The organism is Azohydromonas caseinilytica (genome assembly GCF_012927045.1).
Classification (GTDB): Bacteria; Pseudomonadota; Gammaproteobacteria; order Burkholderiales; family Burkholderiaceae_C; genus Azohydromonas; species Azohydromonas caseinilytica.
The window spans coordinates 61,742-81,906 of the sequence record NZ_JABBFW010000008.1 but is presented as its reverse complement, the minus strand read 5'-3'; the positions used below and the strand labels follow the sequence as shown (position 1 = coordinate 81,906).

General features: G+C 68.6%; 11 protein-coding genes and 1 CRISPR repeat array (1 of these 12 cut by a window edge). Of the genes, 10 read left to right on the top strand and 1 reads right to left on the bottom strand.

The annotated features are described in order from the left end of the window. The first annotated feature begins 80 nt into the window (after window positions 1–80). Window positions 81–1,751 (top strand): hydroxylamine reductase, encoded by a 1,671-nt coding sequence (gene hcp / locus HHL10_RS13460; protein WP_169160886.1) that lies wholly within the window; start codon window positions 81–83, stop codon window positions 1,749–1,751. 14 nt (window positions 1,752–1,765) lie between these two features. Beyond that, entirely contained in the window at window positions 1,766–2,800 is a 1,035-nt protein-coding gene (locus HHL10_RS13455) for a 2Fe-2S iron-sulfur cluster-binding protein (protein ID WP_169160885.1), read from the top strand. A 607-nt stretch (window positions 2,801–3,407) separates the two neighbouring features. On the opposite strand, the gene HHL10_RS13450 is transcribed toward HHL10_RS13455, so the two are convergent. Continuing rightward, window positions 3,408–4,439, bottom strand: a complete 1,032-nt coding sequence (locus HHL10_RS13450; protein ID WP_169160884.1) for an NAD-dependent epimerase/dehydratase family protein — start codon at window positions 4,437–4,439, stop codon at window positions 3,408–3,410. Between the two features lie 104 nt (window positions 4,440–4,543). Here HHL10_RS13450 and HHL10_RS13445 point away from each other — a divergent pair, with 104 nt between their 5' ends. From HHL10_RS13445 to cas6f, 8 genes are all read left to right on the top strand, one after another. Further along, window positions 4,544–5,488 (top strand): LysR family transcriptional regulator, encoded by a 945-nt coding sequence (locus tag HHL10_RS13445; protein WP_235971437.1) that lies wholly within the window; start codon window positions 4,544–4,546, stop codon window positions 5,486–5,488. Between the two features lie 138 nt (window positions 5,489–5,626). Next, window positions 5,627–6,412, top strand: a complete 786-nt coding sequence (locus HHL10_RS13440) for an enoyl-CoA hydratase/isomerase family protein (RefSeq protein ID WP_169160883.1) — start codon at window positions 5,627–5,629, stop codon at window positions 6,410–6,412. Window positions 6,413–6,517: 105 nt separating this feature from the next. Beyond that, window positions 6,518–7,525: a type I-F CRISPR-associated endonuclease Cas1f gene (cas1f, locus tag HHL10_RS13435; protein ID WP_169160882.1), complete on the top strand. Its 1,008-nt coding sequence runs from the start codon at window positions 6,518–6,520 to the stop codon at window positions 7,523–7,525. Then, complete coding sequence (gene cas3f, locus HHL10_RS13430; protein ID WP_169160881.1) at window positions 7,522–10,953, top strand: type I-F CRISPR-associated helicase Cas3f; 3,432 nt, start codon at window positions 7,522–7,524, stop codon at window positions 10,951–10,953. The genes cas1f and cas3f overlap by 4 nt, the downstream gene beginning before the upstream one ends. Before the next feature lie 400 nt (window positions 10,954–11,353). Continuing rightward, window positions 11,354–12,643 carry a type I-F CRISPR-associated protein Csy1 gene (csy1, locus tag HHL10_RS13425; protein WP_169160880.1) on the top strand — a complete coding sequence of 430 codons (1,290 nt, stop codon included), beginning with the start codon at window positions 11,354–11,356 and terminating at the stop codon, window positions 12,641–12,643. Continuing rightward, window positions 12,633–13,667: a type I-F CRISPR-associated protein Csy2 gene (gene csy2, locus HHL10_RS13420; RefSeq protein ID WP_169160879.1), complete on the top strand. Its 1,035-nt coding sequence runs from the start codon at window positions 12,633–12,635 to the stop codon at window positions 13,665–13,667. The genes csy1 and csy2 overlap by 11 nt, the downstream gene beginning before the upstream one ends. Before the next feature lie 25 nt (window positions 13,668–13,692). After that, window positions 13,693–14,733, top strand: coding sequence for a type I-F CRISPR-associated protein Csy3 (csy3, locus tag HHL10_RS13415; RefSeq protein ID WP_169160878.1), 1,041 nt, complete (start codon window positions 13,693–13,695; stop codon window positions 14,731–14,733). Window positions 14,734–14,738: 5 nt separating this feature from the next. Beyond that, window positions 14,739–15,302, top strand: a complete 564-nt coding sequence (gene cas6f / locus HHL10_RS13410; RefSeq protein WP_169160877.1) for a type I-F CRISPR-associated endoribonuclease Cas6/Csy4 — start codon at window positions 14,739–14,741, stop codon at window positions 15,300–15,302. A 130-nt stretch (window positions 15,303–15,432) separates the two neighbouring features. Further along, window positions 15,433–20,165: a CRISPR direct-repeat array (repeat unit 28 nt; unit sequence GTTCACTGCCGAATAGGCAGCTGAGAAA) (it continues 4,084 nt past the right edge of the window).

Genomic DNA, 20,165 nt, shown 5'->3' with positions numbered 1-20,165 from the left:
CCGGAGCGGCCGTGCCTACCCTGCGCGCCGCGCGGCCCCCGGGCGGCGCGGCTCACTCATCACAAACAGGGAGACAGCGCATGTTCTGCTACCAGTGCGAACAGACTTACCGTTCCGGCGACGCCGTTGGCTGCGCCACGCAGCGCGGCAACTGCGGCAAGGACACCACCACCGCCGACCTGCAGGACCTGCTGGTCCATGCCGCCAAGGGCCTGGCGCAGTACGCCAAGCGGGCGCGCGCCCTGGGCGCGCCCGACCGCGAGGCCGATGCCTTCATCCTCCACGCGCTGTTCACGACGCTGACCAACGTGAACTTCAACGCCGCGCGCTTCGTCGGCCTGCTGCAGGAGGCGGCGCGGCTGCGCGACGCCGCCCGAGCGCGCTACGAGGCGGCGGCCCGCGCCGCCGGCCAGGAGCCGGAAACGCTCGCCAACGCCGCCGCCACCTGGCAGCCCGCGCCCGACCAGAACGGCCTGCTGCGCCAGGCCGCCGGCGTGGGCGTGGATGCCGGCATCGACAGCGTGGGCGCGGACGTCACCGGGCTGCGCTCGCTGCTGCTCTACGGCATCAAGGGCGTGTGCGCCTACGCGCACCATGCCCATGTGCTGGGGCAGGACCGCGAGGACGTGTTTGCCGGCATCGAGCGTGCGCTGGACTTCCTGGCGCAGGACCCGGCCGACGTGCCCGCGCTGCTCGACGAGGCGCTGGCCCTGGGCACGCTCAACCTGTCGGTGATGGAGATGCTCGACGCCGCCAACACCGGCGCCTTCGGTGCGCAGCAGCCCACCGCCGTGCGCGTCAGGCCCATCCAGGGCAAGGCCATCCTGGTGTCGGGCCATGACCTGGGCGACCTGGCCGCGCTGCTGGAGCAGACCAGGGACAGCGGCATCCAGGTCTACACCCATGGCGAGATGCTGCCCGCCCACGCCTACCCCAAGCTCAAGGCCTACCCGCACCTGGCGGGCAACTACGGCGGCGCCTGGCAGGACCAGCAGCTGGACTTCGCCAACTTCCCCGGCCCGATCCTGATGACCAGCAACTGCATCATCGAGCCGCTGCCCGCCTACCGTCAGCGCATCTTCACCACCGGCCCCGTGGGATGGCCCGGCGTGCGCCACCTGGAGAGCCACCAGTTCGCCCCGCTGATCCAGGCCGCCAAGGCGCTGCCCGGCTTCAAGGCCGACGAGCCCGGGAAGACCATCACCGTGGGCTTCGGCCGCCATGCCGTGCTGGGCGTGGCCGGCGCCGTGATCGAGGCCGTCAAGAGCGGCGCCATCAGGCACTTCTTCCTCGTCGGCGGCTGCGACGGCGCCGCGCCCGGGCGCGACTACTACAGCGACTTCGCCACGCAGGCGCCGCGCGACACCGTGGTGCTCACGCTGGGCTGCACCAAGTACCGCTTCAACCAGCATGACTTCGGCGACATCGGCGGCATCCCGCGCCTGCTCGACATCGGCCAGTGCAACGACGCCTACTCCGCTATCCGTATCGCCACGGCCCTGGCCGAGGCTTTCGAATGCGGCGTCAACGAGCTGCCGCTGTCGCTGGTCGTGTCCTGGTTCGAGCAGAAGGCCGCCGCGGTGCTGCTGACGCTGCTGGCGCTGGGCATCCGCAACATCCGCCTGGGCCCCACGCTGCCGGCCTTCCTCACGCCCAACCTGGTGCAGGTGCTGGTGGAGCGCTTCGGCCTGAAGCCCATCGGCGAGGCGCACGCGGACATCCGCGAGGCGCTGCGGCTCGAAGCGGCCTGAAGGGAAGGCCCGCGATGGACCAAGCCGTCAAAGCCTGGTCCGTCGAGCTGCGCACGCTCGACGGCCAGTCCCTCACCCTCGACAGCCCGCCGTGGCAGACGGTGCTCGAAGCCGCCGAGGCCGCGCGCTGGCGCCTGCCGTCGCAATGCCGCCAGGGCGGCTGCGGCGCCTGCCGGGCACAGGTGCTCAGCGGCGAGTACAGCCTGGGCCCGCACAACCCCGCGGCGCTGCCCGCCGACCCGCCCGGCAGCGTGCTGCTGTGCCGCACCACCGCCTGCAGCGATCTCAGCATCGCCCTGCCTTACGAGCGCGCCCGCATCGCCGGCGGCCCGATGCCGCGGCGCGAGGCCGAGCTCATCGAGCTGGAGCGCGACGGCGCCAGCACGGTGCGGCTGGCGCTGCGCCTGCTGCCCGATGCCGACGGCGTCGCCGTGGCCGAGTTCGAGCCGGGCCAGTTCGTGGAGCTGGAAGTGCCCGGCCACGAGCTGCGGCGCGCCTACTCCATGGCCAACACCGGCAACTGGGACGGACACCTGGAGTTCCTGATCCGGCTGCAGCCGCGGGGCCGCTTCTCGGCCTGGCTGCGCGAGGAGGCTGCGCCGGGGCAGCGGCTGGTGGTGCACGGCCCGCAGGGCGCCTTCGGGCTGCGCGAGAACGGGCTGCGCCCGCGCTGGTTCGTGGCCGGCGGCACCGGGCTGGCGCCACTGCTGTCCATGCTGCGGCGCATGGCCGAGTTCCAGGAGCCGCAGCCCACGCGGCTGTTCCTGGGCGTCACGCGCGAAGCCGACCTGTTCGCCGGCGCCGCGCTGGCCGAGCTGCCCGGGCTGCAGCTCACCGTGTGTGTGTGGCGGCCCGAGGGCGACTGGCGCGGCGAGGCCGGCACCCCGGCCGAGGCGCTGCGCCGCGCGCTGGCGGCCTGCGCGCCGCAGGCGTGGCCCGACCTGTACCTGTGCGGCCCCGCCGCGCTGGTCGAAGCGGCCGAGGCCGCGGCCCGGGACGCCGGCGTGCCGGCCACCCAGGTGTACAGCGAGCGCTTCGTCGCGGGCTGAGGGCGGGCGCGGGCACGCTTCTTCCCACAGCGTGGCACCGCGCCCCCACGGGCGCGGGCCGGCTGCCGGGCTTGGCAGGCCATTTGCAATAGAGGCGCAACGCAACAGCTTTCGCGCCGGCCTTATTCAGGCGGCGCCAAGCCCGCAAATGCCTCTGGGACAACGCTTTCAAATATCCACCCGGCCCGCGGCGAATAGCGCCGCAACTGCCCTTGCCGGGCTGGATGAATCAGTTTCTCCCGCCCGGATTTACAGGCTGGCCTGTCGAATCTACCGGGCGGCGAGGGTGGAATCCCGTTGCGCGTGAGCGAGTTGCCAATGCCCTGAACCTGCCGGCCCGCACCGTGGGCCAGGCAAACCCGCCTGAGGAGCCCTCCATGACTGACATCACCTGCAACGAAGCCTGGGACCGCTCGGAAAAGCGCTGCACCCGCATCCTGGCCTGGACCTGCGGGTCCATGCTGGCGGTGAATCTGCTGCTCGTGATTCTTTTGTGACGCGGTATTTCCAATTTTCGAATTTCAAGGCGCCGTCGTCGCCTCAATCCCACCTGCCGGTAAAAACCTGCCGCTGACGGAAACCCGTTCCGTCCATCAGGGCGGCGGTTTCAGGTACGCGTGGCCGCGCCCGCTGGGGCAGCCGGCTGGCACGACGAAGGCGACGGGCGCACCGCCGAGCCGGCCAGCCCGCGCAGCGTGTCCTCCAGGGCCAGGTCCAGCGGGGTGCCGGGCAAGTGGCCCGGCAGTGCGCGCAGCCGGGTGTCGTCCAGCCCATGCGGCAGGCGCCAGAGGTAGGACATGGACGCCAGCGCGCGCAGCGTCGGCGCCACCAGTCCCAGCACGCGGATCAGGCCCCAGGGCACTCCGCCGCGCCTGAAGCCCTGGGCCGGACGCAGGCCCAGCTGCGCCGCCGCGCGCTCGATGCCGTCCAGCAGTTGCGTCCCGGTGAGCGTGTGGCCGGCGTGGTGGTAACGCGCGAAGGCGGGCAAATCGTCCCTGGCCGCCAGCTGCACGAAGCTGCGGGCCAGGTCGGGCAGGTAGGCCCAGGCGTGGGGCACGTCCAGCGGGCCGGGATAGACCAGCTTGCCTTGCGCCATCGACTTGAGGATGGCCTGGTCGAACCAGGTGCCGTGGCCGGCGCCGAAGAAGTCGCCCGCCGTCAGCACCGTGGCCCGCAGCTGCCCGGCGCGGCAGCGGCGCTCGATCTCCGCCTCCATCGCCACGCGGATGCGGCCGTGCACCGTGTGCGGCTGCTGCGGCGCGTCCTCGGGCGTGGACAGGCTCAGCGCCGTGCCGTAGTTGTAGACGTTGCCCGGCAGCATCAGCCGCGCGTCCAGTGCCTGCGCCAGGTCCAGCCCGGCACGCAGCAGCGGCAGGGCGTCGCGCTCCCACCGGCCGTATTGCGTGGGATTGAGCGCGTGCAGCACCACGCGCGCGCCGGCGGCCTGGGCCGCCAGCGCGGCGGTGTCGGTGACGGGCGTGCGCAGCACGCGGGCGCTGGCCGGCATGCCGGGCGCGGCCTCGCGCCGCACCTGCGCCAGCACCTGCCAGCCGGCCGCGGCGAAGGCCTGCGCGGCGGCCAGGCCCAGGCGGCCGTTGGCGCCCAGGATCAGGGCGGTGGAGGGGGCGGGCGTGCTCATGCGGGGCTCCTTGCGGTCGGTATCGTGTACGGATACGGCAAGTGTGGCGACCGCCGCGTCATCCGAAAATCGCCGACCTCCGCAAGCCAGCCATACATTTGCGCATGACCCAGGACCTTTCCTCGCCCATGCCGGCCGCCGATGCGCCGGCCGGTGAGAACTTCGACTGGCGCCTGGTGCGCAGCTTCCTGGCGGTGCTGGACGCCGGCAGCCTGATGGGCGCGGCGCGGCGGTTGCGCGCGCAGCAGCCCACGCTGTCGCGCCACGTGGCGGAGCTGGAGGCGCAGTTGGGCGTGCCGCTGTTCGAGCGCACCGGGCGCGGTGTCACGCCCACCGCGGCGGCGCTGGCCATTGCCGAGGCGGCGCGGCGCATGGAGGCCGGGGCCGGCGAGCTGATGCGCGCGCTGGTGGCCGCGCGCGATGCCGAGCGCGGCACCGTGCGGCTGACGGCCAGCCGCGTGGCCGCCACCTGGCTGCTGCCGCCGGTGCTGGCGCGGCTGCAGGAGGCCGAGCCCGGCATCGAGGTGGAGCTGGTGGCCTCGGACCAGGTCAGCAACCTGCTGCGGCGCGAGGCCGACATCGCGCTGCGCATGGTGCGCCCCGAGCAGGGCTCGCTGGTGGCGCGCAGGATCGCCGAGGTGCCGCTCACCGCCGCCGCGCACGAGCGCTACCTGGCGCGCGCGGGCACACCCATGCGGGCCGAGGAGCTGGCAGCGCACCGGCTCATCGGCTACGACCGCGACGACACCATCGTGCAGGGCTTTGCCGCCATGGGCGTGCCGATGACGCGCGGGCATTTCCAGCTGCGCACCGACGACCAGGTGGCTTACGGGCAGCTCGTGGCGGCGGGCGCGGGCATCGGCTTCGTGGCGCGCTACCAGCTGCGGCAGTGGCCGGGCGTGGTGGCGTTGCTGCCGCAACTCGGCATCCCGCCCATGCCCTGCTGGCTGGCGGTGCACCGCGAGGTCCACGGCAACCGCTTGGTGCGGCGCGTGTTCGACTTCCTGGCCGAGGAGGTGCCGCGGGCGCTGGCGGCGGGCGAGGGCTGAAGCGGCGCGGGCGCTGCGTATCATCCCCGCCGCCCGCGGCGCGGCCGGGCGCCTGGGGCGTCCCGGCCCGTTCCCATTCCCATTCCCTTCCTGACTGATGCCTCGTCCCGGCCGCGGCCGCATCGAGCTGACCGAACCATGACCACGCAAGACCGCAACAGCAACGCCGGGCTGCCGCCCGAGCTTCACATCGACGGCGCCATCGCCACCATCACGCTGCGCCGCCCGGCGGTGGCCAACCGGCTGGAGCTGTCGGACCTGGAGGTGTTGCAGGCGCAACTGGCCGAGGTCGAGTCGCGCCAGGAGGTGCTGGTGCTGCGGCTGCAGGGGCAGGGCCGGCATTTCTGCAGCGGCTTCAACTTGGGCGACGCGGGCGAGAACATCGCCACGGCCGCGGAGCGTTTCGAGGCCTTGGCGGCGGTGCTGGAGCGGGCACGGCCGGTGACGGTGGCGGTGATCAACGGCGGGCTGTACGGCGGCGCCACGGACCTGGCTCTGGCCTGCGACTTCCGCATCGGCACCACGGCCGCGGAGATGTTCGTGCCCGCGGCGCAGCTGGGGCTGCTGTTCTACCGCGGCGGCATGGAGCGCTTCGTGGCGCGGCTGGGCCTGCCGGTGGCGCGGCGCATCCTGCTGGCGGCGGAGAAGCTGGATGCGCAGCAGATGCACGCGCTGGGCTACCTGGACCGCATGGTCGAGCCCGAAGCGCTGGTGCAGGCGGGCCAGGACTGGTGCGCGCGGCTGGCCGGCATGGCGCCGCTGGCGCTGCTGGGCATGAAGCGGCACCTGGACGCCATCGCGCGCGGCGCGCTGGACGCGCAAGCCCTGGCCGCCGACATCGCCCGCGTCAACGCCTCGGAAGACCTGCGCGAGGGCGTGCGGGCGTGGCAGGAGAAGCGGCCGGCGGTGTTCAGGGGGCGGTGAGGGGCGGGCGAGCCTCACCGCACGGAATCGGACTTGTCTTGCGCTGGCTCACCTGGTGAGCCACCCGGCCCCGCATGATGGCGGCGCAAGGGAGGCCCGACCACCATGGAAGACATCGCCGCCGGCGACCTGAAGACGATCCTGCATTCCAAGCGCGCCAACATCTACTACCTGGAGCACTGCCGCGTGCTCGTCAACGGCGGGCGCGTCGAGTACGTGACGGAGAAGGGCAAGCAGTCGCTCTACTGGAACATTCCCATCGCCAACACCACCACGGTGCTGCTGGGCACGGGCACCTCCATCACCCAGGCGGCGGTGCGCGAGCTGGCCAAGGCCGGCGTGATGCTGGGCTTCTGCGGCGGGGGCGGCACGCCGCTGTTCGCCGGCACGGAGTTCGAGCAGGAGGTGGCGTGGTTCCCGGGGCAGAGCGAGTACCGGCCCACCGAGTACCTGCAGCGCTGGGTGCGCTTCTGGTTCGACGAGCCCTGGCGTCTGGCCGCGGCCAAGCTGTTCCAGCTGGCGCGGCTGGAGCGGGTGTCGCAGCACTGGACGCGCAGCAGGAACCTCAAGGACCAGGGTTTCACGGTCGATCCGGCCCAGCTGCAGGCGCTGCTCGATGCCTCGCGGCCGGCCATCGAGGCCGCGCGCGACAACACCGCGCTGCTGACCGAGGAGGCGCGGCTGACCAGGCAGCTCTACCGGCTCGCCGCCCAGGCCACGAACCACGGCGAGTTCACACGCGCCAAGCGGGGAGAGGGCACCGACGCGGCCAACGGCTTCCTTGATCACGGCAACTACCTGGCCTACGGGCTGGGTGCCACGGCCACGTGGGTGCTGGGCCTGCCGCATGGGCTGGCCGTGCTGCACGGCAAGACGCGCAAGGGCGGGCTGGTGTTCGACGTGGCCGACCTGGTGAAGGACGCCGCCATCCTGCCGCAGGCCTTCGTCTCGGCCATGCGCGGGCACACCGAGCAGGAGTTCCGCCAAGCCTGCATCGAGGCCCTGACGCGCAGCGGGGCACTGGATTTCATGATCGAGGTGCTGAAGGAGACGGCGCAGCGCATCGGGCTGGCGGCCGAGAGCGCGGCGGCGCAGCGCGGGGTGGGCGCATGAACGTGCTGCTCATCTCCCAGTGCGAGAAGAAGGCGCTGACCGAGACGCGCCGCATCCTGGACCAGTTCGCCGAGCGCCGCGGCGACCGCAGCTGGCAGACCGCCATCACGCAGGAGGGGCTGGACACGCTGCGGCGCCTGCTGCGCAAGACCGCGCGCAAGAACACCGCCGTGGCCTGCCACTGGATTCGCGGCCTGGACCACAGCGAGCTGCTGTGGACCGTGGGCGACGCGCGGCGCTTCAACGCGCAGGGCGCCGTGCCCACCAACACCACCACCAGCAACGTGCTGCGCACGCAGGACGAGAACGACTGGCACAGCGGCGAGGACATCGACCTGCTCGCCGCCCTGGCCGCGCTGCTGCACGACCTGGGCAAGGCCTGCGTGGCGTTCCAGAAGCGGCTGGACGGCAAGTGGGAGGGCAAGAACGACTACCGGCACGAGTGGGTGTCGCTGCGGCTGTTCGAGGCTTTCGTCGGGCAGGACAACGATGTGGCGTGGCTGACGCGCTTGTGCGGACCCGAGGCGGGGCGGCTGGAGGCCTGGATCGGCAAGGAACGTTTTCAACGCGACCAGCCCGGCCAGCCCTTGCCGTCGCCTTTCAAGTCCATGGTCAACGCGCCACTGGCGCAGGCGGTCGGCTGGCTGGTGGTCACTCATCACCGCCTGCCGGTCATGCCGAGGAAAAGGGACGACGGCAGCGGCTACCTGCCGCTGGGTGCGCGGGTTCCAGGGGCAGGCGTGACGGACCTCAAGGACGTGCTGCTTCAAAGGCTCCAGGCCGACTGGAACGAACTGCCCGACAGCACCGACCCGAAGCGGCTCAAGCGCTACTGGGAGTTCGAGCAGGGCCTGCCCGTCACCACCGAGCACTGGCAGCGCCAGGCCCGGCGCATTGCCCAGCGGCTGCTGCAGCTGGTGCAGCGCCCGGACCGCACGGACTGCCAGTGGCTGAGCCAGCCCTACGTGATACACCTGGCGCGGCTGGCGCTGATGCTGGCCGACCACCACTACTCCAGCCTGGAAGGCAAGCATGCCGAGCGCGTGAAGGCGGATGAGCACTACCCGCTGTTCGCCAACACGGACAAGGACGGCCAACCGAACCAGAGGCTCGACGAGCACCTCATCGGCGTCGCCAAGGTCAGCCGCGAGCTGGCGCATGCGCTGCCGCGCTTCGCGCAGGCCCTGCCGCGCCTGGGCAAGTGCGCGGCGCTGCGCCGTCGCGCCGGCAACGAGCGCTTCCGCTGGCAGGACAAGGCCGCCGACCTCGCCGCCGGCCTGCGCGAGCGCAGCCGCCGGCAGGGCGCCTTCATCGTCAACATGGCTTCCACCGGTTGCGGCAAGACCGTCGCCAACGCCCGGGTGATGTACGCGCTGGCCGACCCGGAGCTGGGCCTGCGCTGCGCCTTCGCCATGGGGCTGCGCACGCTGACGCTGCAGACCGGGCGCGAGCTGCGCGCCAAGCTGGGCGTCGGCGACGACGAGCTGGCCATCCGCGTCGGCGGCACCGCCAGCCGCGAGCTGTTCGAGCTGCACGAGGCGCAGGCCGAGAAGAGCGGTTCCGCCTCGCGGCAGGCGCTGCTGGACGAGGACAGCCCCGAGGTGGACTTCCTGGAAGGCCGCGACGGCGATCCGCTGCTGCGCCGCGTCTTCCGCGACCCCAACGCGCGCAAGCTGCTGGAGGCGCCGCTGCTGGTGTGCACCATCGACCACCTCACGCCCGCGACCGAGAGCCAGCGCGGCGGGCGCCAGATCGCCCCCATGCTGCGCCTGCTCGGCGGCGACCTGGTGCTGGACGAGCCCGACGATTTCGGCCTGGAGGATCTGCCGGCGCTGACGCGCCTGGTGCACTGGGCCGGGCTGCTGGGCAGCCGCGTGCTGCTGTCCTCGGCAACGCTGCCCCCTTCGCTGGTGCAGGGGCTGTTCGAGGCCTACCGCCACGGGCGCGCGCAATTCAACCGGCATCGCAGCGACCGGCCTTCGGGTACGGACGCACCGGCCGAGGTCTGCTGCGCCTGGATCGACGAGTTCGACCGCGAGCAGGCCGACTGCGCTTCGGCCGAGGCGTTCAAGCAGGCGCACGAGAAGTTCACGCGGGGCCGTGTCCAGCAGCTGGCGAAGCTGGCGGCCGAGGCGCGGCGGCGGGTCGAGCTGGTGCCGCTGGACCTGTCCACGGCGCGTGACGACCGGGAGCGCCACGAAGGCTTCGCCCAGGCGGTGAGAAAGTCCGCCCAGGCCCTGCACCGAGCGCACTGCAACGTGGACCCGAAGAGCGGCAAGCGCGTGAGTTTTGGATTGGTGCGCATGGCCAACATCGAGCCGCTGTATGAGGTGGCGCTGGCGCTGTACCGGTTGGGCGCGCCGGAAGGCGTGCGGATTCACCTGTGCATCTACCACTCGCAGTTCCCGCTGCTGCTGCGCTCGGCCATCGAGCAGCGGCTGGACGCGGCGTTGAAGCGAGACAAGCCCGACAAGGTGTTCGGCCTGCCCGACGTGCGGGAGCACATCGACCGGCACCCGGAGGCGGACCACCTCTTCATCGTGCTGGGCTCGCCCGTGACCGAGGTGGGGCGCGACCACGATTACGACTGGGCCGTGGTCGAGCCTTCGTCGCTGCGCTCGCTCATCCAGCTGCTGGGCCGGGTGCGCCGGCACCGACCTGGGCCGGTCGGCGCGGTGAACGTGCACGTGTTCAGCCGCAACCTACGCAGCTTCAAGCCGGGCGACCATGCTGCCTTTTGCCGGCCGGGCTACGAGGAGGACAGCGGGCCGTTCCGCCTGAAGGAGCGCGATCTGCGTGAGCTGCTGGATGGGTTGGACGTCAAGTGCCTGGACGCCCGGCCGCGCATCGTGGAGCCGGCGGAGATGAAGCCTCAGGCGCGGCTGGCGGACCTGGAGCACGCGCGCACCAAGGCGCAGGTGCTGCCGCAACTGGAGACACCGGTCCCGGCCAGCGGCGGGCGGCGGGCCAGGGCCTCGGCGCTGGCGCCGCAGCGGGTGCTCAACGCCGCCAGCTGGTGGCGTGAAGCACCCCAGGACGCTCTGACCACGGCTTTCCTGCCGCAGCAGCAGCGCTTCCGGGATGACAGCGGGCAACACGAGGTTGAGCTGGTGTTGAAGCTCAATGACGACGGCGACGCGCCTGAGTTGGCCGAGGTCGCTGACGAGCGCGTCCGCCGTGCCGGCGGACCGCTTTGGAGGGTGGTCGAGAGGGCCAGGCACAAGCCCGTGCCGGACGACGCCGTGCAGGGCCCCGGCATCACGCCCTGGGGTGCCACCAACTACATGGAGGAGCTGGACCGGCTGGCGCAGGCGCTCGACAAGCCGCCGGCGTTCTGCGCCCTGCGCTACGGCGCGGTGACGGTGCGCAGGAACGACAAGGGCTGGAGATTTCATCCAGCCCTTGGGTTCACGCGGGCAAAGGAATGAACGGCCTGCGCAACGGCTGCCTATGCGGCAGTGAAACTGGCCCAGAGAGCCACAAGCCTTGTTTGCTCAGCTGCCTATGCGGCAGAGGGCGGGATCGTACCGACTCTTGATCGGCGTTCTCAACGCAGGGGTCAGCAGCCACAAGACTAGTTGTTCTGTAAAACATGTTCTGGTTAAGATGCATCGAGTTACAAGCAGGCAAGTCCTGCGGTACCACAGCCAGCACAGGCCAAGCATCAACCACTACGACCAGTGACTTGAGGAGAAAAGCCATGCCACTCCAGACCTGACCGTTGCATGTGGGCCGGACATCAATGAAGGCCCCAACCGGTGCTCCGAGAAGTTGCAGCGGAGCCCATTTCTCGCGGCCCCAGGCCGCTTCACTGACGAACTGGACTCCATGCCAACGCCACCTTCCGCGCGTCAGGCAGAGCTGGCCGCGCTCGTCTCGGGCTGGTTGACCGACCGGCTCAACGACAAGCTCGAAAAGCTCTCTCCCGACGATCCCAAGCGCGCCGAGCTGCGCCAGCAGTACGAGCCGGGAAACTGGCTTCCCGACGCGGCGCGCCGCGTCGCGCAACTGCAGGCGGTGACGCACTCGCTCAAGCCGCTGCACCCGGACGCCAAGGGCACCAGCCTCCACGCCGATCCTTCGACGCTGCCGGCGCTGGACGTCGTGGGCAGCCACTGCCTGGGCAGCCGCTTCGACAACGACGTGGTCGGCAACGCCGCCGCGCTCGACGTCAACAAGTTCCTCAATCAACGCTTCGAGGGCCGCACGCTGCTGATGCTGTCGCAGGCGCGCGATCCGGACTGGGCCGCCGTGCTCAGCGACGAACCGGAGGCTGCGGCGTCGATGATGGCCGCCTTCGCCGGCCTCACCGAGCCGCGCGACGGCCTGGCCTCCCACACCCATGCCAAGCAGGTGTACTGGCTGGTGGGTGACGACCCCTGCGACGACGCCAGCTACCACCTGCTGGCCCCGCTGCATCCCACCTCGCTGATCCACCGCTTCTACGCGCAACTGCAGGACGACCGTTTCGGCGAGGCCACCAAGGCCGCGCGCGAGGCCAAACGCCAGGGCCAGTTCAGCGAGCACCCCCTGCACGGCTACCCCAACCTGGCCGTGCGCAAGCTGGGAGGGTCTAAGCCATGGAATATCAGCGTGCTTAACAACGAGCGCCGCGGCGAGAACCTGCTGCTGGCCTCGCTGCCGCCGGTGTGGAACAGCGAGCCCGTGCGCCCGCTGCACCGGGTTGACGACCTGTTCAAGGTCTTCGGCTACCGCGAGCAGGTGCGCCGGCTGGTGCCGCGGCTGCGCGGCTTCTTGGAGACCGATTCCACCGCCAACAAGGACACGCGCGACCGCCGCGCCGAGCTGGTGGACGCGCTGGTGGACGAATTCATCCAGTTCACCGCCGAGCTGCGCGGCCTGCCCGAGGGCTGGAGCCGCGAGGCGGAATGCCGGCTCGGCGAGGCCGAGAAATGCTGGCTGGACCCGCTGGCCGCCCCGGCGGATGGCCTGACACCCGACGAAATCATGGAGCGCATCGCCGAGCAGTTCGCCAACTGGCTCAACGAGCAGCTGCGCGGCAAGTTGCTGTTTGGCGACCCCGAGTTCCTGGCCTGGCGCAAGCGCGTGCTGGAGGAAGTGAAGGCCTATGACTGGGAGGTGACCGATGAGCGCTGAGGACCTGCAAGGCGCCCCCGTCTGGCGCCGCGCCGTGCTGCTGCTGCCGCGGCTGCGCATCCAGAACGCCAACGCCGTCTCCAGCCCGATGACCTGGGGCTGGCCGGCCATGACGGCGTTCCTGGGCGCGATGACCGCCGCCGAGCGCAGGCTTGGCCGCGATGCGGGCATCAAGTTCTATGGGGTGGGCATGGTCTGCCACGGCTTCGAGCCGCAGGTCACGCGCGGCGGCTACACGCGCAGCTTCCATCTCACGCGCAATCCCGTCCTGCCCAACGGCGCCACCGCGGCCATCGTCGAGGAGGGCAGGGCGCACCTGGACCTGACGCTCGTGTTCGACGTGGAGGTGACCGAAGGGCAGGACGGCGAGGCCGAGCGTCAGGCGCTGGCGCAGCGCGTCGCGCAGCTGGTGCAGGGCATGCGCATCGCCGGCGGCAGCGTGATGCCGGCGCTGCCCGGTAACCGGCGCCCGCCCCGGCCGCTGCTGGAGCTGCTGCCGGTCGGCCATGCGGACGACGAGCGCAAGCAGTTCCGCCGCCTCATGCGCCGCTGCCTGCCCGGCTTCGCGCTGGTGTCGCGCGACGACCTGCTGCAAGCCCGCCTGGAGGCGCTGCGCCAAGCCGACGTGGACGCCAGCCCGCTCGATGCCTGGCTGGACCTGTCGCGCCTGACCTCGCGCGCCCACAAGGTGTCGCGCCAGAAGGCCGACGGCACGGTGGAGGAGTCCGCCGAGTGGCGTTACGACAGCCGTGAGGGCTGGATCGTGCCCATCCCGGTCGGCTTCGCCGGCCTGTCCGGACTGCACCCGGCCGGCAGCGTCGCGGGCGCCCGTGACGCCGCCACGCCGCTGCGCTTCGTCGAGGGCGTGTACTCCATCGGGCAGTGGATCAGCCCGCACCGGCTGCGCGGCTGGTCCGACCTGTTCTGGTGGGCCGAGCACGACGAGGCCTCGCGCCTGTACCGCTGCCGCAACGATTACGCCCCCCTGCCCACGACGGCCGAAGCCGCCGCCACCGAATCCTGAAATCCCCCGCAAGGAGCCTCAAACCATGGCCACCAAGACCGCCGACGCCGACCTCAAGACCGCTTCCGTCCTGGCCTTCGAGCGCAAGCTCGATCCGTCCGACGCCCTGTTCAGCGCCGGGCGCTGGGACGAGCGCGACGACCCGGCCCGCTGGGCCCCCGTGCCGGTGCGCGAGAAGTCCGTGCGCGGCACGATCTCCAACCGCCTCAAGGCCAAGGACCAGGACCCGGCCAAGCTCGACGCCCAGATCGACAAGCCCAACCTGCAGACCGTGGACGTGGCCGCGCTGCCGGCCGATGCCGACACGCTGAAAGTCGCCTTCACGCTGCGCGTGCTGCAGGGCGCGGGCTCGCCGTCGGCCTGCAACAACGCCGCCTACCAGGCCAAGCTGCGCCAGACCGTGGAGGGCTACGTCAAGGCCCACGGCTTCATCGAGCTGGCGCGCCGCTACGCCCACAACCTGGCCAACGGCCGCTGGCTGTGGCGCAACCGCACCGGCGCCGAGGAGGTGGAGGTGCGCGTCCAGCACCTGGTGCAGGGCGCGCCGGCCACGACCTGGCGCTTCGACGCCCTGAAACTCTCGCTGCGCCACTTCGACGCCCCGGGCGAGATGACGGAAACCCTGGACGAGGTGGCGCAGCTCATCGCCCGGGGCCTGTCGGGCGAGTCGCACGTGCTGCTGGGGGTGAGCGCCTTCGTGCGCGTGGGCGCGGGGCAGGAGGTGTTTCCGTCGCAGGAGCTGATCCTGGACCGCGACTCCACCAAGAAGAGCAAGACGCTCTACACCGTGGCCGACGTGGCGGGCATGCACTCGCAGAAGCTGGGCAACGCGCTGCGCACCATCGACACCTGGCATCCCGAGGCGGCGACGCTGGGCCCCATTGCCGTGGAGCCCTACGGCTCCGTGACCACGCTGGGCAAGGCCTGCCGCCAACCCAAGGAGAAGCAGGACTTCTACAACCTGCTCGACGGCTGGCTGCTCAAGGACCGGGTGCCGGCGCCGGAGCAGCAGCACTTCGTGATGGCCACGCTCATTCGCGGCGGCGTGTTCGGCGACGGGGAGTGAGGGCGATGTCGCACTTCCTGGACATCGCGCTGCTGCCCGACCCGGAGTTCCCGGCGCACCAGCTGATGGCGGCGCTGTACGCCAAGCTGCACCGGGCGCTGGCGCAGGGCGGGCACCGTGCCGTTGGCGTGTGCTTTCCCGGCTATGACGAGCGCGCGCGCACGCTGGGCGACCGGCTGCGGCTGGTGGGGCCCGAGGGCGAGCTGGCGCGGCTGATGGCGCAGGACTGGCTGCGGGGCATGCGCGACCACGGCGAGGTCTTCGGCATCGCCGCGGTACCGGCCGGGGCGCGGCACCGCACGCTGCGCCGGGTGCAGGCCAAGAGCAGCCCGGAGCGGCTGCGGCGGCGGCTGATGCGGCGGCTCGAGCTGAGCGCGGAGGAAGCGCTGGCGCGCATCCCGGACAGCTTGGCCGAGCGGCTGGCGCTGCCCTTCGTGGCGCTGGCCAGCCAGAGCACGGGGCAGCAGTTCCGGCTGTTCCTGCGCCAGGGCCCGCTGCTGCCCAAGCCGCAGGCGGGCGAGTTCAACGCCTACGGCCTGAGCAGCACGGCCACCGTGCCGCACTTCTGACCCTTTTTCCGGCGCCGCGCGCAAGTGCTTGATGCATCAGGCACTTGCGCGCGCCCGTTGCGGAAGGGTCCGGAGCGCACTTCGCGCGGAAAGCTCTTTAACAACGGGCACTTACAATCGCCGGGCTCTAGTTCACTGCCGAATAGGCAGCTGAGAAAACGCCGCAGGTTCGTCGCCTATTTCGCCCGGAGTTCACTGCCGAATAGGCAGCTGAGAAAAGCGTGCTGTCGGCCTTGGGCATCAGCGACTCGTTCACTGCCGAATAGGCAGCTGAGAAAAGGCGCTGCACCATTTCCCGCGCCCAGTCCGGGTTCACTGCCGAATAGGCAGCTGAGAAATAGCGGTAGTCGCTGCCCGCTTGGCCGGGCTCGTTCACTGCCGAATAGGCAGCTGAGAAACTGGCGGCGGCGTGAGCGGCGCGCTGCGTTCATGTTCACTGCCGAATAGGCAGCTGAGAAATTGGCCGCCTCGTCCAGCGGCTCGGCCCAGCCGTTCACTGCCGAATAGGCAGCTGAGAAAAGCATGACCTCAGTGGCCGGCGGGCAGTTGCCGTTCACTGCCGAATAGGCAGCTGAGAAATGCACGGAAGGCGGCCCGGTAGCGTGCGGCCCGTTCACTGCCGAATAGGCAGCTGAGAAAAATGTCCCTGATGGTTTGCGCCGGCTGGCTCGGTTCACTGCCGAATAGGCAGCTGAGAAAACCACGCCGGCCTGGGGGACCAGCTTGTTCCGCGTTCACTGCCGAATAGGCAGCTGAGAAACGGCAATTACGCGGGCCAGGGGCAAAGGAGCCGTTCACTGCCGAATAGGCAGCTGAGAAAAGGTGTGAGCACGGATATCCGAGTCGCGGCGGGTTCACTGCCGAATAGGCAGCTGAGAAATCGACGCGCCGCGCGTCCACGCGCCCGGAATTGTTCACTGCCGAATAGGCAGCTGAGAAATGCGGGGAGTGCGGTGGCGCAGCGGTTCGGGAGTTCACTGCCGAATAGGCAGCTGAGAAATTCCACGTGCCCACGGTCGACCGCAAGGCGTCGTTCACTGCCGAATAGGCAGCTGAGAAAAGCCAGCGCCACGGGTGGATCGCTCACGGTCAAGTTCACTGCCGAATAGGCAGCTGAGAAAACACCGAGCCGACGACGGTGCTGATGAGCCCCGTTCACTGCCGAATAGGCAGCTGAGAAATCGTTGTAGACCGGGATGTCGGTCAGCACGACGTTCACTGCCGAATAGGCAGCTGAGAAAACACCGGCTGCAGCAGAGCAGCACGGGGCATGGTTCACTGCCGAATAGGCAGCTGAGAAACCCCACCCCCCCTTGAGGACAACCTTGGCGGGGTTCACTGCCGAATAGGCAGCTGAGAAATGGAGCAGATCGACGCGCTGCTGGAGCGCTTCGTTCACTGCCGAATAGGCAGCTGAGAAAATCCCGGAAGACGACAAGTGGATCGCGAGGGCGTTCACTGCCGAATAGGCAGCTGAGAAACGCCCCGTGGAGGGCGGCGTCGAGCAGGGCCCGTTCACTGCCGAATAGGCAGCTGAGAAAAACAGGTGCAGCGCGTCGAGCAGATCCTGGTTCACTGCCGAATAGGCAGCTGAGAAACGCTCCCTCATTTCCCGCGTGCTCGGTGCCCCGTTCACTGCCGAATAGGCAGCTGAGAAATCATCCAAAACGAGGCCGGATTCGTAGGGCAGGTTCACTGCCGAATAGGCAGCTGAGAAACGGCATCGGGCAACGCAGAAAAGCCCCTTCGGGTTCACTGCCGAATAGGCAGCTGAGAAATACGTGGACCGCCTGGTGGAGATTCAAAGCGTGTTCACTGCCGAATAGGCAGCTGAGAAAACGCGGCCGTCGTGGGCCACGCGGCCCCACTCCGTTCACTGCCGAATAGGCAGCTGAGAAAGGTGAAGTCGGTCGCCGGGCTCTGGACGATGTGTTCACTGCCGAATAGGCAGCTGAGAAATGGCCAGCGTTCGCGTACGGGGCCAGCAGCTTGTTCACTGCCGAATAGGCAGCTGAGAAATGCGCGGCAGCGGCGACCATGGCTGCGCTCAGGTTCACTGCCGAATAGGCAGCTGAGAAAACCAACACCGCCGCCGCGCCGGCCTTCGAGCCGTTCACTGCCGAATAGGCAGCTGAGAAATGGTAGCCGTAGCGGCCAGGCGCGAGCACGGTGTTCACTGCCGAATAGGCAGCTGAGAAAAAACGAGCCCGGCAGTGGTGAGCGGCGAGCTGGTTCACTGCCGAATAGGCAGCTGAGAAAACGCCGCCCTTGCTGCCGTAGGCCGCGCCGCCGTTCACTGCCGAATAGGCAGCTGAGAAACGCATGTCGCAAGAGTGGGGGGCGGAGCAGTGGTTCACTGCCGAATAGGCAGCTGAGAAAAGCTGCGGCGATGGCTTCGCTCGTGGCCTGCTGTTCACTGCCGAATAGGCAGCTGAGAAATGCCCAGGTGCTCGGCTCGCTGAGTCGTTGAAGTTCACTGCCGAATAGGCAGCTGAGAAAAGGCCTTCAGCGTGGCGGGCCTGCGCGAGTCCCGTTCACTGCCGAATAGGCAGCTGAGAAAAACCGCCCGGTGTGCGCGAGCACCTGCATGGCGTTCACTGCCGAATAGGCAGCTGAGAAAATGCACAGGGACCACATGACGCACGATTCCAGGTTCACTGCCGAATAGGCAGCTGAGAAAATGTAGAAGATCGCGCCGCTTTCGATCTCGACGTTCACTGCCGAATAGGCAGCTGAGAAAACGGGGCTTTCCTTGTATCCGGCGGTGTTGCTGTTCACTGCCGAATAGGCAGCTGAGAAATCACCGGGCCAAGCCGGGGATCTGGAACAGATGTTCACTGCCGAATAGGCAGCTGAGAAATTGAAGCCGACCCGGTAGCGGTGGCCGCAGCCGTTCACTGCCGAATAGGCAGCTGAGAAATTGGCGGGGCCCCACGTAAAAAGGCCCCGTTGGGTTCACTGCCGAATAGGCAGCTGAGAAATTGGCGGCGCCTGCGGTGGCCTTGGTCAGGGCGTTCACTGCCGAATAGGCAGCTGAGAAATCTGGATGCGCGCCGTGCCCACGCGCCGCCCGGTTCACTGCCGAATAGGCAGCTGAGAAATGTGTCCATCTATCGGTTCCCCTCAGTATTACGTTCACTGCCGAATAGGCAGCTGAGAAAGCTCGATATAGAGGCCTTCTGAGGTCTCACCGGTTCACTGCCGAATAGGCAGCTGAGAAACTGTCGGGCGCGATGGGCAGCGACCTGTCCATGTTCACTGCCGAATAGGCAGCTGAGAAACGCCAGCAGTTCGCGTTGCGCCCCTCGCGGCGGTTCACTGCCGAATAGGCAGCTGAGAAATGTGGTTTTTGTGCGTGATTAGCAGGGGCTTAGTTCACTGCCGAATAGGCAGCTGAGAAAATGCTGTCGGCCGTGTGCAGGAGCGAAGTCACGTTCACTGCCGAATAGGCAGCTGAGAAAGTGCCCAGCGCCGCTTTCGCGGCCAGGACGCTGTTCACTGCCGAATAGGCAGCTGAGAAACGCGTAAAACCGCGTGCCCAGCTCGGTCAGGTGTTCACTGCCGAATAGGCAGCTGAGAAATTCAGGGCGCGGTCACGGATTCGCATCAGGTCGTTCACTGCCGAATAGGCAGCTGAGAAAATCGTCTGAATCGCATCGGTCGGGACGCTCCAGTTCACTGCCGAATAGGCAGCTGAGAAATGAATGGGTAGCACTGGCAGGGCTTGCCGTGGAGTTCACTGCCGAATAGGCAGCTGAGAAATCGTGGAACTGGCGGCCGAGGAATTCAATGACGTTCACTGCCGAATAGGCAGCTGAGAAAACCACCTCGGGCCGCGGGCCAAGTGCGGCGATGTTCACTGCCGAATAGGCAGCTGAGAAAACGGGAGGCGCGCATGGCTAAGCAATACCCGCGTTCACTGCCGAATAGGCAGCTGAGAAAATTCCAGGGCCGCCATCGGCGCCGCGTAGGCCGTTCACTGCCGAATAGGCAGCTGAGAAAATGTCGGTCCTCTTGCTGTTCCCGCCCCCGGTGTTCACTGCCGAATAGGCAGCTGAGAAAACCGTCAGCAGGTAGTTACTGCCGGAAATGCCGTTCACTGCCGAATAGGCAGCTGAGAAAACGGAGCGCGGGTTGGTGGAGGCCTGCGTGATGTTCACTGCCGAATAGGCAGCTGAGAAAACGCCGCCCTTCTGTCCCCCGATCACCAGAATGTTCACTGCCGAATAGGCAGCTGAGAAACGCTCACTTCCATGCGGTAGAGCTTCAGGCCCGTTCACTGCCGAATAGGCAGCTGAGAAAATGAGCCAAGACACGAAGGAAAACGGCGCCCCGTTCACTGCCGAATAGGCAGCTGAGAAAGACCTGCAGGCTATCCACCCCAGCCGCGGCGCCGTTCACTGCCGAATAGGCAGCTGAGAAAATTGACGGTACGCTGGATCAAGTTCATGACGCGTTCACTGCCGAATAGGCAGCTGAGAAAACCAGGGCGCGGCACGTCGCCTGGGCGTCACCGTTCACTGCCGAATAGGCAGCTGAGAAATGCACGGCGTCCCGGTAAGACACGCTCCAGCAGTTCACTGCCGAATAGGCAGCTGAGAAAAGTTCGCGCCGTCGTCGCTGAGCTCGATGCGCGTTCACTGCCGAATAGGCAGCTGAGAAAAAGCGGGCAGCGACTACCGCTGACCCGCTAGGGTTCACTGCCGAATAGGCAGCTGAGAAAACCGTGACTGCCAGCGCGGCATTCGGGGTTTGGTTCACTGCCGAATAGGCAGCTGAGAAACCGGTGCTGAAAACGGTGGAGTTTTACCGCGAGGTTCACTGCCGAATAGGCAGCTGAGAAAAAAGAAACCTGGTTTCACG